Origin of the sequence: Caproiciproducens faecalis, from assembly GCF_019448085.1 — a bacterium.
In the GTDB taxonomy this organism is placed as follows: Bacteria; Bacillota; Clostridia; order Oscillospirales; family Acutalibacteraceae; genus Caproiciproducens; species Caproiciproducens faecalis.
Genome location: NZ_JAGFNZ010000007.1, coordinates 33332 through 46371, shown reverse-complemented (window position 1 = coordinate 46371; position 13040 = coordinate 33332). Strand labels below are relative to the sequence as shown.

Here is a 13040-nt window from a genome sequence, read left to right as displayed (position 1 = left end):
TAAGAGAAGGATTGCTCCTTCTCTACATTTTCGGAAAATCAAACAAAGCTTATGCTTCTTTTTTGATTACTTCCCTGCCGTTGTAGTAACCACAACTGCCACAAACTCTGTGCGGAGTTTTAAACTCACCACATTTAGGGCATTTCACCAGAGCAGGAGCACTCATCTTCCAAACATTTGAACGTCTTTTATTCTGTCTTGCACTAGATACTTTTCTCTTTGGTACCGCCATCTTCAGCACCTCCTTATAAAACTCAGACTAATCTATTAGTTTTTTAAGAGCCTCCAAACGAGGATCAATCTGATGAAAATCACAATTGCATGTTCCATCATTCAAATTTTTCCCACAAGAAGGACACAGGCCTTTGCAATCATCACTGCACAAATACTTGGACGGCAGCTCTAGCAAAATATCCGCTCGGATCAGCTCGTCCAAATCCAACTGATAATTGGGAACCTCCACATAGCTGACATCGTCTTCGTTTTCCAAAGACAACACCAAAGTGTGCGAAAAAGAATAATGATAACATTTGTTAATCTGCTTCATGCATCGGTCGCACGGAATGGAGAATTCAAACGAAACCTCAGCGTTAAGCTGTGCAAAGCTATCCTGACTTTTCACGGTACCCTGAACCTTCACAGGTGAAGCAAAGGGATGATAGCCATTGATATCGGTAGATGATAAGTCCAACAGGTAATCAAAGGAACAACTTTCGTCACTGTCGGAAAATATCTTTTTTAAATCAAGAAGCATAATTACACCTCAGCGCTACATTAGCTTATTATATAGATTTATAGATGATTTGTCAATAGAAAATTACAATATATTCATATTCCATAAAGAAGCTGCCGAAGACGAAACGCCCCGGCAGCAAATGAAAGAAAAGATTTGTTCTTAGATTTGGACGGAGAAGGAACTGATTTCCTCCGGAAGTTCTTCCTTGCTTGCAGAAACAAGAAGTGAAATCCTGGTATCGGCCTGTGTGGAAAGAGCATTCATTTTTTCAGTAAACTGTACAAGGGCTTTCATATCATGCCCAATTATCTTTAAGGTGGAATCAACAAAAATATCCGTTAAGTCATAGTTGCCTGCACAAATGCCGCTGATAAAGCCGAGAAGTGCATCCGCACCCTGAATACCATAAGCGTCGCTGTCGATCAGCCTGACCTGATGAGATAAATCGTAGGTCAGTTTCAGACCCTTTTCAATCACTACAACATTGCCGTTTGATTTTTGGGCAGCCTCATTTGCATTTTCGATTAACTTTTTTGTTTTTCCTGAACCTTTTTTGCCAACGATAAGAGTTATCATGAAAACTCCTCCTATATTTATATTATTTCCGCAAAAGCGGAGAAAACTCCTGCTTCTACTAGTTCTTTAATCTCGCCTCCAAAGCACCCTTTTCCGATTCGTAACCCGGTTTGCCAAGAAGCGCAAACATGTTTTTCTTGTAACTTTCCACTCCGGGCTGGTTAAAAGGATTCACGCCAAGCAGGCTTCCGGAAATAGCACAGGCCTTTTCGAAGAAGTAGATCAGGTAACCAAGCGTTTCTTCTGAAAAGTCGGGTGCGTGGAGCACTACGCTGGGCACACCACCGTCAGCGTGTGCCAAAACAGTTCCCTCAAATGCTTTTTCATTGATATAGGCCATACTCTTTCCCTGCAGAAAGTTTAAACCGTCAACATTTTCCGGATCTGTTTCTATAAATAAATCTGTTTTTGCTTTGTCAAACAAAACAACCGTTTCAAACAAGGACCGTCTGCCGTCCTGAATGTATTGTCCCATGGAATGCAGGTCAGTTGAAAAAACAACGGATGCCGGGAAAAGGCCTTTGTTATCTTTTCCTTCACTTTCACCGAAGAGCTGCTTCCACCACTCACACATCATGGTGTAACAGGGTTCGTAACTGACAAGAACTTCTATGTCTTTTCCTTTGCGATATAAAAGATTACGGGCTGCCACATACTGATAGCACGCGTTGGAATCCAAATCAGAATTGTTTAGTTCCTTCTGTGCCTTTGCCGCGCCGGACATCAGAGCGTCAATATCGGCCCCGCTGACTGCGATGGGCAGCAGGCCGACGGCTGTGAGAACAGAGTACCTGCCGCCTACGTCATCCGGAATTACAAAGGTTTCGTAACCTTCTTTGGTTGCAAGCTGTTTTAGGGTTCCGCGAGCCTTGTCGGTTGTACAGTAAATTCTCTTGCGAGCCTCTACCTTTCCGTATTTTTCTTCCAGAAGTTTGCGAAGCACACGGAAAGCAATTGCCGGCTCTGTGGTAGTTCCGGATTTGGAAATCATATTGATGGAAACGTCTCTGCCTTCGCAAAGTTGCAAAATTTCACTCAGTGCGGTAGAACTGATACTGTTTCCGGTAAAATAAATATCCGGAGTATTCTTTTTCAGTGAATTATAATTTTGAGAATTTAAAAACTCGATTGCCGCGCGTGAACCAAGATAGGAACCGCCGATGCCAATCACAATAAAAACATCGGTATCCGATTTGATTTTTTCTGCAGCCGCCTTGATACGGGAAAATTCCTCTTTATCATAATCCGTAGGAAGGTTTACCCAGCCAATAAAATCATTGCCAACGCAATTACCGGAATGCAGCGCTTCATGTGCCTGACGAATCTGCGGAGCAATTGCCGTATATTCATTTTTTCCGACGAAACTTGAAAGATGTTTTAAATCCAGTCTTACAGACATTTTAGTTTCCTCCTAAATGATACCTTCTATATGATTATATTACAATATATTGGCATCATTTGCAAGGAGGAGCACTATATTTTATAATTATTTCATAATTTCTATTCAAAGCATCTTTAGCAGATATTTTGCCAAAAGGCGAAAAGCCGACGCAAACGTTATTTGCGAAACGGAATTTTTTGCACAAATATTGTATTCTTTTACTACCTCATCCCCGAGTTTGCAGGTAATTTTCCCCACAACCTGACCTTTTGTTACGGGCGCCGTAATTTCCGGTTGGAAAGCGACGCTGTATTTGATCTCTCCGGCTTTTCCTTTCGGAACCAGAATGCTGCCGTCCGTTTCAGCGGTTGTCTCAACCTGATCGGTCATCCCGTTCAAGACCGGAACCGGTGCCACGGCTTCCAGAGGAACAGCAGGAGAGGTTACCGACCAGTTGGCAAAGCCGTTGTCCAGCAAAACGGATGCGGCTGAAAAACGGTCCTTCGTATTGGCTGCGCCCAACACGACCGCAATCAGTTTCACATTATCACGCTCCGCGGTTGCCGTCATACAGCTGCCCGCTTTACCAGTCGTACCGGTTTTGAGCCCGGTAATTCCCTTATAGGATTTCAGCAGTTTATTGGTATTGACAAGCTGTGTTTTGCCGTCGCGGATATTTTCCATCCAGATTTTCGTATAATCAAAGATTTTTGTATGTTTAATCAGTTCACGGGACATCAGCGCTACGTCATACGCGGAAGTAACGTGTCCGTCTTCATCAAGGCCGTTGCAGTTTTTAAAAACGGTATCCTTCATGCCCAGAGCCTTTGCCTTCTGATTCATCTGCTGTAAAAACTCATCCTCACTGCCGGAAACATACTCTGCCAAAGCCACGGCAGCGTCATTCGCACTGGCGACTACCGTCGCTTTCAGCATGTCGTCCACCGTCATGGTCTCCCCCGGCTTCAGCCAAATGTCTGAACCGCCCATGGATGCCGCGTGTTCGCTTGCAGACACCATATCAGTGAGTTTGATCTTACCGGAATCAAGCGCTTCCATTACAAGAACCAAGGTCATCACCTTGGTAATGGATGCACAGGGCCGCTTTTCATGCGAATTCTTTTCATAAAGTATTTTTCCGGTCTGTGACTCCATCAGTACGGCTGAAGGGGCTTTCACCTCCGTGTCGGACAGTGCAGCCGCTTTCACCGGTAAAACTGAGATTATCATCAGAACCACAAGGAAGCATGCCGACAATTTTTTTAACTTCATCTCCAGCACCTCCAATTTATTAGTAATTCTTATGCCAAAAGATGAGGTTCTATCCATAAAAAATGAGGCTGAATCAAATTCAGCCTCAAATTTACTGTCTGACGGAAATTCCCTTTTGCGACAGATACGTTTTCAGTTCCGGAATCGTGATTTCCCCGAAATGGAAAAGTGAAGCCGCCAGAACCGCGTCCGCTTTTCCCGTGGTAAATGCATCGTAAAAATGCTCCAGCTTTCCCGCACCGCCGGATGCAATCACCGGAATATTTACAAGCTGCGAAATTGCCGCAGTCAATTCAAGGTCATAACCGTTTTTTACGCCGTCGCAATCCATGCTGGTCAGAAGGATCTCCCCCGCGCCCAGACGTGCTGCCTCCACAGCCCATTCCACGGCGTCTTTTCCTGTATCGATGCGGCCTCCGTTCTGATAAACAGTCCAGCCGCTTTCTCCCCTTCGTTTTGCGTCAATGGCACACACAACGCACTGGCTCCCGAACTTTTCCGCGGCCTCACTGATGATGGCAGGACGATTCAGCGCGGCAGAATTGACGGAAACCTTATCTGCACCTGCTCGCAGCAAAGCAGTAAAATCATCCACTGTCCTGATTCCGCCGCCAACCGTAAACGGGATAAAGATCTGATCGGCAACCTTGCTGACAATATTCAGCATAATACCCCGAGCCTCAGACGATGCGGTGATATCCAGCAGCACAAGCTCGTCCGCCCCTTGTCTGTCGTACTCGACGGCAGCTTCGACCGGGTCGCCTGCATCGCGCAGATTAAGAAAGGAAGTTCCCTTTACAACCCGGCCGCCGTTTACATCCAGACAGGGTATAATCCGTTTTGCATACATAATTCTGACCTCCGGACAAAATTTAAGGAATAAGCGCAACAAAATTTTTGAGCATCTGCAAACCGGTTTTCCCGCTTTTTTCCGGGTGAAACTGGGTTGCAAAAAGATTGCCGTGCTGAACGGATGCGTCAATGGTAACGCCGTATTCGGCGGTGGAGGAAACGACCTCCGAATTTTCCGCTTTCAGATAGAAAGAATGGACAAAATACACATAGGGATCGGGTTCCAGATTTTGAAAAAGTCCTGTGTTCTCTTTTACGGAAAGAGAATTCCATCCGATATGAGGAATTTTCAACCCTGTCTCTGCCGGGATTTTTAGAATTTTTCCTTTGAGAACGCCCAGACCGCTTATTCCGGGAGTCTCTTCGCTTTCTTCAAAAAGGAGCTGCAAACCCAAACAAATACCGAAAAATGGCTTTCCGCTCTCTATAAAATCCAGCACCGGGTTCACAAAATCGTTTTTTTTCAGACAGCCCATCGCGTCGCCAAACGCACCGACCCCGGGCAAAACAGCGGCAGAAGCATTTTTCAGTTCTTCTTTATCTGCCGTGACATGAACATCACAGCCTATATAATGAAAAGCCTTTACAACGCTCTGCAGATTTCCGGCACCGTAATCAATCACAGCAATCATAGCACATTTTCCTTTTCAACGAAGTTATTACCTATATTTTATCATGCCTTATATGGAAACTCAATTGATTTAAGATATTAAATTAATACCGCGTTAAACTGAAAACTTGTCTATCCTTGCTGATTGACATTATCTCAAGAAAAAGGTATGATAATATTCATGTCTTTTTTAGATTCGGAGGAAAACCATGGATTTTATTTCATTGGTGGGCATTGCTTTAGGCCTTGCCATGGATGCACTTGCGGTTAGTATTACGAATGGAGCAACCGTTCGAAAGGTAACCCCGAAATTTTCGTTAAAACTTGCCCTCAGTTTCGGACTCTTTCAGGCGGTTATGCCCATGCTTGGCTGGCTGGTTGGGAAGGCGGGCGAAAGCTTCATCAGTACCGTGGACCACTGGGTCGCTTTCATTCTTCTTTCCTACCTGGGAATCAGAATGATGGTGGAGTCAGCGAAAGAGCCGGAAGAAAGAAATGCCGGTCAAAAGCAAAACGACATCAGTTTTAAAACACTGATGACACTCTCGGTCGCAACGAGTATTGATGCGCTGGCAACCGGAATCATTCTTCCGTCTGCAGTGGGTGCCAGAACGGGTGCGGCAATGGCTTTGTCCGTAGGAATCATCGGCGCCGTTACATTTTTTCTTTGTCTGGCAGGTGTTTACATTGGGAAAAATTTCGGTAAGCTGCTAACATCAAAAGCGGAGCTGTTTGGCGGAGTAGTCCTGACAGGAATCGGCATCAAAATTTTTGTGGAACACATGTTTTTTTCGTAGTTCCGTACACGTCATGCACCGCTTCAATTCGCATGAGCATCTCGTCTCTCAGTGTCTGCGGTGACAATACCATGATTCTGTCCCCGTATTGCATCAGCCACTCTATCAAGCCGTCACTGACGCATACGGACGCTCTTACTGTAAAAGCGTTGCTGTCATGGCAGGAAAATTCGATTTCACTGCCGAATTTGTCAATAATCGTTTCGAGCAGACTGTTGGAACACCTCAGGACCACGAATTCATGCTCCCCATTAAACATATTGAATGTTTTTCTTAAATAATCGGCGGTATCAAAATGATCCCGATACTCACAGACTTCATAGAACGGACGGGCTTCCTGAGATGTCAGGGCAATTTTTTTCATCCGGTCCAGCCGGTAATTACTTACGGTATCATATTTTTCGTAATTTCCTGCCAGATAATATTTGTCGTTGGCCCACAAAAGCGTATATGGGCTGATTATAAATTCTCTGCCGTCATCCAGCTGTGCTTTGTGATTGACGATTACTCGATGATGGTAAGAGAATGAGAGCTTTTTGTGTTGAGCTATCGCACGATTGATCGTATCAATATTGTAATAGATTTCTTCATTTTCGAATTTTACTCGCTGATCCACATAGATTTGTTTCAAAACCGCTTCAGCCTGATGACAACTGATAAGCCCACAAAGCTTGTCCGTTAATTCGGCTGTTTTTTTATTGGTTATAAACGGGGCCGTCAGCACAGCATCCATCAGCAGACGGACTTCGGCAAGTTCGAAGTCGCGTTTGGCTATAAAAAAGCCCTGCCGCGGGGAACGTGTATAAACGATATCCACTCCGAAGTGCGTCAAAACATCAATATCGCGGTAAATAGATTTCCGCTCCGTTTCTATTCCTTCCTGTTCAAGAAGTCGGCACAGTTCAACCGCGGAAACCGGGTGTTCGTCATCGGAATATTCCTTCAGCAGCTTCCACAGTAATAAAAGTTTGATTTTGGCGCTGCTATGTATCATGAACATTTCACCTGCTTTCTGTTTATCAAGATAATTTTAACACATTCTATGTTTATAGGGTTAATCTTTTTTTCAGTATTACAAAATATTGTATTCGTTTACGATAATCACTACAAAAAGACATATTTCGGCATAAAGCAACTTGTAATTTTTTATGAAAATGATATAATATTAACAAAGTATTTTTTCGGAGGATTGAAGTATGGCTGTAAAGATATTGACTGCACGGCAAGCGGCCGATCTGGTGCCAAATAATATTAATTTCGCAACCAATGGATTCATGGGCGCCTCAGTTGCTGAGGAAATTGCAATGGAAATCGAAAATCGGTTTCTGGAGACCGGAAAACCGAATAACCTTACCCTGCTATTTTGCGCCGCGCAGGGCGACGGAAAAACCAAAGGGCTGAACCATTTAGCCCACGAGGGCTTGGTGCGCCGGGGAATCGGCGGCCACTGGGGGATGGCGCCGAAACTCGGCAAACTGGTCATCGACAACAAAATTCTGGCATATGACTTCCCTCAGGGCGTTACCACGCATATGTTCCGCGACACGGCGGCACACAAGCCTGGAACGATCTCTCAGGTTGGTCTGGGTACTTTTGTTGACCCGCGCAGTTTGGGCGGCAAGCTAAATCCCCTTACACGCGAAGCGGAAGACTTGGTCAGCCTGATGGAAATTGACGGGAAAGAATATCTGTTTTATAAGACACACCCGGTTGATTTCGCCATTCTGGGTGGTACTTACGCGGATGAAAACGGGAACATCTCCATAGAACGCGAAGGTGTTCGTACGGAAACACTCGCGGTCGCGCAGGCCTGCAAGAATTCCGGCGGCACTGTGATTGTTCAGGTTGAACGCGTTGTAAAGGCAGGATCCCTGGACCCGCAAAAGGTTGAAATTCCCGGTGTTCTGGTAGACGCTGTGGTGGTTGTCAGCGATATGAAATATCATATGCAGAATTACGGCACTCAGTATAACCCCGGTTTCTCCGGTGAACACCGTATTGGATCGAGCGAGTTCACCCCTGCCCCACTGAACAACAAGAAAATCATTGCACGCCGCGCGGCTATGGAACTGAAGGACGGCAGCGTTGTCAACCTTGGCATCGGTATCCCGGAATATATCTCTTCCGTCGCTTTGGAAGAAGGCATCACCAACAAATTTGCCTTAACTGTGGAATCCGGTATTTTTGGCGGCAACCCACAAAGCAGCATTGACTTCGGCGTCAGTTTAAATCCTGATTCCATCATTTCTATGCCCTCTATGTTCGATTTCTATCAGGGCGGCGGACTGGATCAGGCCTTTTTGGGTTTCGCCGAATCTGATAAGGAAGGCAATGTAAATGTGTCCAAATTCGGAGCGAAGCTGCCCGGGTGCGGCGGATTCATCGATATTTCCCAAAATTCCAAACAGGTATTTTTCTGCGGCACCTTCACGGCAAACGGCCTGAAGACGGAAGTAAAAGACGGAAAACTGCATATTTTACAGGAAGGCAGCGTCAATAAATTCCGTGAGAGCGTGGAACATATTACTTTCAGTGTGAAAACGGCTGTCAAAAACAATCTTCCCGTTATGTACATTACGGAGCGCGCCGTATTTAAGCTCACCAAAGACGGTGTTATGCTGACGGAAATTGCGCCCGGCATTGATTTGGAAAAAGATGTGTTGGCACATATGCCGATGAAACCGATTATTGCCCCTGATCTAAAAGAAATGGACGTAAGAATTTTCAAAAAAGAAAAAATGGGTTTAAAAAAATAACCACTTTCTTTTCATAAAATTGGCCTCTCATCGTAGTTGAATTATCCTACGATGAGAGGCTTTTTTTCAATGTCTGTTTTTTTACTGGTTCCGTTCAAAAACCGGGAGCTGTTATTATATACATACCTCACAATATATACAAATAAAAAAGACTCCGTGCTGCGCAACACGGAGTCTTTTTAGAAATGCTGATTAGTCGTTACGGGCAGCCATTGCCTTTTTGACTTCTTCTGTAAACAGAGGAAGAATTTTCGTAACATCTCCGACAACGCCGTAGTCGGCTACTTCGAAGATCGGAGCGGTTTCGTCCTTGTTGATTGCAATAATCACGTCGGACTCTTCCATGCCGGCAAGGTGCTGAATAGCACCGGAAATACCGCAGGCAATGTAAAGGTTCGGACGAACCGTCTTACCTGTCTGGCCAACTTGAATATCTTTTTCCACCCAACCGGCATCAACACATGCTCTGGAGGAGCTGACGGTGCCGCCAAGTGCGTCTGCCAAATCCTTGAGCAGGGCAAAATTCTCGGGGCAGCCCATGCCGCGGCCGCCGGAAACAAGGATCTTCGCATCCTGAATATCCATTTTATTGGATACCTTTTTGATGATATCAACGATCTCAACGTTCTGATGATCCGCGCCAATTTCAAGATCATACTTTTCAACCGGAACCTCTGCACCTTCGATCGGCTTAATCTTCTGCATAACGCCGGGACGAACGGTAGCCATCTGCGGACGGTTTTCAGGGCAAAGAATAGTTGCCATGATGTTGCCGCCGAACGCCGGACGAGTCATCATCAGGTTCTTAGTACCGTCGGTTGCGACTTCCAGCTTTGTGCAGTCAGCAGTCAGACCGGTCTTTACTCTGGCAGATACGCGCGGAGCAAGGTCACGGCCAATTGCGGTCGCGCCGTAAAGGACTACTGCCGGCTTATATTTCTCAATGACATGATACATGCTGTGTGCATACGGTTCTGTAGAATAAACCTCAAGAGCTTTGTTATCAACCATGATGATTTTGTCAGCACCGTGGCTGGCCAGCTCTTTGCAAAGGCCGGATACATTATAACCAAGCAAAACAGCGGTCACTTCTGTTTCCATGTCTTTTGCAAGCTCTTTGGCTTTTCCGAGAAGTTCAAAAGAAACACCGGCTATTTTGTTGTCGACCTGCTGTACGAAAATAAATACGCCCTTATATTCTTGAATATCCATTTTGCTCACCACTTTCAACTATATAATGAATTTTTCTCTGAGTTTCTCGAGCATATACTCAGCCGACTCCTGTGGGTCAAGGTTTACAAGCTGACCCGCCGCCTTCAAGCTCTTTGTAAATGTCTGTGCAACTCTGGTTGGTGAGCCTTTTAATCCGATTTGTGCGTCATCCACGTCAAGATCTGCGCGGGTAAGAGTTTTGACTTCCTTGCTTCTGTAAGCATCAAAAATTCCGCCCGGGGTCATGTAGCGCGGTTGATTCAATTCGCTCAAAGCAGTAATCAGGCAGGGCATTTTCACCTTGAGAATATGGTATCTGTCTTCATACTGACGTTTTACAGTAATGGAATCTCCGTCAACTTTGAGTTCTTCTGCATAGCTGACATTCGGAATCCCAAGATGCTCGGCAATTTGAGGGCCAACCTGTGCGGTGTCGCCATCGATTGCCTGACGTCCTGTAATAATCAGGTCAAAGGAAAGGGTCTTAAGAGCTGCGGCAATCGTAGTGGAAGTTGCCAGAGTGTCAGCGCCCCCGAAAGCTCTGTCTGTTACCAGAATTGCTTCGTCCGCGCCCATCGCAAGAGCTTCGCGCAGAGCAGCGTCAGCCTGCGGCGGACCCATGGACAAAACGGTAACGTGTGCGCCCAGCTGATCTTTTAAGCGGAGAGCCGCTTCCAGGCCGGCCTTGTCATCAGGATTGATGATGCTGGGAACGCCTTCACGGATCAGAGTACCGGTTACCGGATCCAATTTAACTTCATTGGTGTTTGGAACTTGTTTTATGCAAACTACAATATTCAAAAATTGTCACTCCTTTTGGGCTTTTATCGTTATTTGAGTTCGTTACCAGAAATAACCATGCGCTGAACTTCGCTGGTACCTTCGTAGATCTCGGTGATTTTGGCATCACGCATCATGCGCTCAACTGGATATTCTCTCGTGTAACCATAACCGCCATGAAGCTGAACTGCTTTCGTTGTAACTTCCATTGCAACTTCAGCGGCAAAAAGCTTTGCCATTGCAGCTTCTTCAGAATAAACCTTCTGTGTGTCCTTTGCCATCGCCGCACGATAAACAAGCATCTGTGCCGCCTTGATCTTTGTTGCCATATCTGCAAGCTGGAACTGTGTGTTCTGGAATTTGGCCAGAGGTCTGCCAAACTGCTTTCTTTCTTTCACATACTTAATGGTTTCTTCGTAAGCACCTTCTGCAAGGCCTAAAGCCTGAGCAGCGATACCAATACGGCCGCCGTCGAGTGTGTTCATAGCAATTCCAAAGCCCTTGCCCTCTTTGCCGAGCAGGTTTTCCTTCGGAACGATGCAGTTTTCAAAGATGAGTTCGCAGGTAGAAGAACCGCGGATACCCATTTTCTTTTCTTTCTTGCCAACGCTGAAGCCCGGGAAGTCTTTTTCTACGATGAACGCAGAAATGCCCTTTGTTCCCTTGCTCTTGTCAGTCATTGCAATAATAATATAGGTATCGGCATAACCGGCGTTTGTAATAAAGATTTTGCTGCCGTTCAGTACATAGTGGTCACCGTCCAGAACAGCTTTTGTCTGCTGCATGGAAGCGTCAGTACCGGCGTTTGGCTCAGTCAGAGCAAACGCGCCTAATTTATCGCCTTTTGCAAGCGGAACAAAATACTTTTCAATCTGTTCCGGTGTGCCGTATTTCAGAATCGGCGCAGCACCCAAAGAAGTATGTCCGGAAATTACAACGCTTGTAGTGCCGCAGACCTTAGCGACTTCTTCAATGCACATAACATATGCAAGAGTATCGCAGCCCTGGCCGCCGTATTCCTTCGGGAAAGGAATTCCCAGAAAACCGTATTTGTGCAGTTTTTCAACTGTCTCTACAGGGAAGCGCTCTTCTTCGTCCAGCTCCTGGGCAAGAGGTTTTATTTCATTTTCCGCAAACTCTTTGTACAGAGTGCGGATCATTTGGTGTTCTTTGCTAAGTACGAAATCCATACTCGTTCCTCCAAAATCTATATTTGCAACAACTGCTTATTTTGTATAGTCGTAAAAGCCCTTACCGGTCTTTCTGCCAAGCAATCCGCCGCGGACCATTTTTCTGAGTAAGGGGTGAGGACGGTATTTGCTGTCGCCTGTTTCGGACTGAAGCACTTCCATAACAGCAAGAACAACATCCAGACCGATCAAATCGCCCAGAGCCAAGGGGCCCATCGGATGATTGGCACCCAGCTTCATTGCCGTGTCAATATCTTCAGCGGAAGCGGTGCCGTCAGCATAGATTCCAACTGCTTCATTAATCATAGGAACAAGGATTCTGTTAACAACGAAGCCGGCAGCTTCCTTGACCTGTACAGGAGTTTTGCCGATTTCAACGGAGATCGCCTTAATCTTCTCTACTGTCTCGTCCGGAGTAGTAATACCGGCGATTACTTCGACAAGCTTCATTACCGGAGCGGGATTGAAGAAATGCATGCCAACGACAGCTCTGTCAAGGCCGTTGGAAATTTCGGTAATGGAAAGAGAGGACGTGTTGGTCGCAAAAATCGCGTCCGGCTTGCAGATGCCCTGCAGTGCCTTGAACAGTTCCTTCTTCAGGTCCATTCTTTCAAGAGCGGCTTCTACAACCAAATCGCAGTCGGCAACAATTTCTCTTGTTCCCGTTGTGATTTTAGCGAGGATTTCGTCCGCTTTTGCCTGATCCATCTTTCCCTTTGCTACAAGCTTCTCAAAACCTTTGGCAATCTTCTTCTTACCGCCGGCGGCAAACTCTTCATTAATATCGCAAAGCTTAACCGTATATCCGTCGGTCTGAGCAAACGCCTGGGCAATTCCGGAGCCCATGGTGCCTGCGCCTATAATACCAACTTTCATGT

14 protein-coding genes are annotated in these 13040 nt (G+C 45.8%); 2 read left to right on the top strand and 12 right to left on the bottom strand.

All coding sequences use genetic code 11. From position 1 onward, the window contains the following. Nucleotides 1-49: 49 nt before the first annotated feature. The 7 genes from rpmF to hisH form a co-directional block, all read right to left on the bottom strand. Nucleotides 50-232 carry a 50S ribosomal protein L32 gene (gene rpmF / locus J5W02_RS14310; protein ID WP_038324106.1) on the bottom strand — a complete coding sequence of 61 codons (183 nt, stop codon included), beginning with the start codon at nucleotides 230-232 and terminating at the stop codon, nucleotides 50-52. Nucleotides 233-259: 27 nt separating this feature from the next. Next, on the bottom strand, nucleotides 260-754 hold the full coding sequence (locus J5W02_RS14305; RefSeq protein WP_219966391.1) for a YceD family protein: 495 nt from the start codon (nucleotides 752-754) through the stop codon (nucleotides 260-262). 141 nt (nucleotides 755-895) lie between these two features. Beyond that, entirely contained in the window at nucleotides 896-1312 is a 417-nt protein-coding gene (locus J5W02_RS14300) for a hypothetical protein (protein WP_219966390.1), read from the bottom strand. Between the two features lie 58 nt (nucleotides 1313-1370). Continuing rightward, entirely contained in the window at nucleotides 1371-2711 is a 1341-nt protein-coding gene (locus tag J5W02_RS14295; protein WP_219966389.1) for a glucose-6-phosphate isomerase, read from the bottom strand. A 105-nt stretch (nucleotides 2712-2816) separates the two neighbouring features. Then, nucleotides 2817-3965, bottom strand: a complete 1149-nt coding sequence (locus tag J5W02_RS14290; protein WP_219966388.1) for a D-alanyl-D-alanine carboxypeptidase family protein — start codon at nucleotides 3963-3965, stop codon at nucleotides 2817-2819. 91 nt (nucleotides 3966-4056) lie between these two features. Next, entirely contained in the window at nucleotides 4057-4815 is a 759-nt protein-coding gene (gene hisF, locus J5W02_RS14285) for an imidazole glycerol phosphate synthase subunit HisF (RefSeq protein WP_219966387.1), read from the bottom strand. A 22-nt stretch (nucleotides 4816-4837) separates the two neighbouring features. Continuing rightward, complete coding sequence (hisH, locus tag J5W02_RS14280; protein WP_219966386.1) at nucleotides 4838-5449, bottom strand: imidazole glycerol phosphate synthase subunit HisH; 612 nt, start codon at nucleotides 5447-5449, stop codon at nucleotides 4838-4840. Nucleotides 5450-5636: 187 nt separating this feature from the next. Between hisH and J5W02_RS14275 the strand changes: the two genes are divergently transcribed. After that, a complete protein-coding gene (locus J5W02_RS14275; protein ID WP_219966385.1) occupies nucleotides 5637-6224 on the top strand; it encodes a manganese efflux pump MntP in 588 nt (195 codons plus the stop codon). On the opposite strand, the gene J5W02_RS14270 is transcribed toward J5W02_RS14275, so the two are convergent. After that, entirely contained in the window at nucleotides 6190-7218 is a 1029-nt protein-coding gene (locus J5W02_RS14270) for a helix-turn-helix transcriptional regulator (RefSeq protein WP_219966384.1), read from the bottom strand. The genes J5W02_RS14275 and J5W02_RS14270 overlap by 35 nt on opposite strands. A gap of 202 nt (nucleotides 7219-7420) precedes the next feature. On the opposite strand from J5W02_RS14270, the gene J5W02_RS14265 reads away from it, so the two are divergent. After that, complete coding sequence (locus J5W02_RS14265; RefSeq protein WP_219966383.1) at nucleotides 7421-8980, top strand: acyl CoA:acetate/3-ketoacid CoA transferase; 1560 nt, start codon at nucleotides 7421-7423, stop codon at nucleotides 8978-8980. Between the two features lie 192 nt (nucleotides 8981-9172). On the opposite strand, the gene J5W02_RS14260 is transcribed toward J5W02_RS14265, so the two are convergent. Genes J5W02_RS14260 through J5W02_RS14245 form a run of 4 tightly spaced genes read right to left on the bottom strand, consistent with a single transcriptional unit; the run spans nucleotide 9173 to nucleotide 13038 of the window. Further along, nucleotides 9173-10192 carry an electron transfer flavoprotein subunit alpha/FixB family protein gene (locus tag J5W02_RS14260; RefSeq protein WP_219966382.1) on the bottom strand — a complete coding sequence of 340 codons (1020 nt, stop codon included), beginning with the start codon at nucleotides 10190-10192 and terminating at the stop codon, nucleotides 9173-9175. Between the two features lie 18 nt (nucleotides 10193-10210). Continuing rightward, the gene (locus tag J5W02_RS14255; RefSeq protein ID WP_219966381.1) at nucleotides 10211-10993 is read right to left on the bottom strand and encodes an electron transfer flavoprotein subunit beta/FixA family protein; all 783 of its coding nucleotides are present in this window, start codon (nucleotides 10991-10993) and stop codon (nucleotides 10211-10213) included. 29 nt (nucleotides 10994-11022) lie between these two features. After that, nucleotides 11023-12162, bottom strand: a complete 1140-nt coding sequence (locus J5W02_RS14250; RefSeq protein WP_219966380.1) for an acyl-CoA dehydrogenase — start codon at nucleotides 12160-12162, stop codon at nucleotides 11023-11025. Nucleotides 12163-12198: 36 nt separating this feature from the next. Then, on the bottom strand, nucleotides 12199-13038 hold the full coding sequence (locus tag J5W02_RS14245; RefSeq protein WP_219966379.1) for a 3-hydroxyacyl-CoA dehydrogenase NAD-binding domain-containing protein: 840 nt from the start codon (nucleotides 13036-13038) through the stop codon (nucleotides 12199-12201). Nucleotides 13039-13040 lie beyond the last annotated feature (2 nt).

What these genes read in the sequence shown, in the direction of transcription:
- J5W02_RS14245 (WP_219966379.1), bottom strand. Translation starts at nt 13,038, where the DNA reads ATGAAAGTTGGTATTATAGGCGCAGGCACCATGGGCTCCGGAATTGCC.
- J5W02_RS14260 (WP_219966382.1), bottom strand. Translation starts at nt 10,192, where the DNA reads ATGGATATTCAAGAATATAAGGGCGTATTTATTTTCGTACAGCAGGTC.
- J5W02_RS14250 (WP_219966380.1), bottom strand. Translation starts at nt 12,162, where the DNA reads ATGGATTTCGTACTTAGCAAAGAACACCAAATGATCCGCACTCTGTAC.
- J5W02_RS14305 (WP_219966391.1), bottom strand. Translation starts at nt 754, where the DNA reads ATGCTTCTTGATTTAAAAAAGATATTTTCCGACAGTGACGAAAGTTGT.
- J5W02_RS14270 (WP_219966384.1), bottom strand. Translation starts at nt 7,218, where the DNA reads ATGATACATAGCAGCGCCAAAATCAAACTTTTATTACTGTGGAAGCTG.
- J5W02_RS14290 (WP_219966388.1), bottom strand. Translation starts at nt 3,965, where the DNA reads ATGAAGTTAAAAAAATTGTCGGCATGCTTCCTTGTGGTTCTGATGATA.
- J5W02_RS14275 (WP_219966385.1), top strand. Translation starts at nt 5,637, where the DNA reads ATGGATTTTATTTCATTGGTGGGCATTGCTTTAGGCCTTGCCATGGAT.
- J5W02_RS14300 (WP_219966390.1), bottom strand. Translation starts at nt 1,312, where the DNA reads ATGATAACTCTTATCGTTGGCAAAAAAGGTTCAGGAAAAACAAAAAAG.
- hisH (WP_219966386.1), bottom strand. Translation starts at nt 5,449, where the DNA reads ATGATTGCTGTGATTGATTACGGTGCCGGAAATCTGCAGAGCGTTGTA.
- J5W02_RS14265 (WP_219966383.1), top strand. Translation starts at nt 7,421, where the DNA reads ATGGCTGTAAAGATATTGACTGCACGGCAAGCGGCCGATCTGGTGCCA.
- J5W02_RS14295 (WP_219966389.1), bottom strand. Translation starts at nt 2,711, where the DNA reads ATGTCTGTAAGACTGGATTTAAAACATCTTTCAAGTTTCGTCGGAAAA.
- hisF (WP_219966387.1), bottom strand. Translation starts at nt 4,815, where the DNA reads ATGTATGCAAAACGGATTATACCCTGTCTGGATGTAAACGGCGGCCGG.
- rpmF (WP_038324106.1), bottom strand. Translation starts at nt 232, where the DNA reads ATGGCGGTACCAAAGAGAAAAGTATCTAGTGCAAGACAGAATAAAAGA.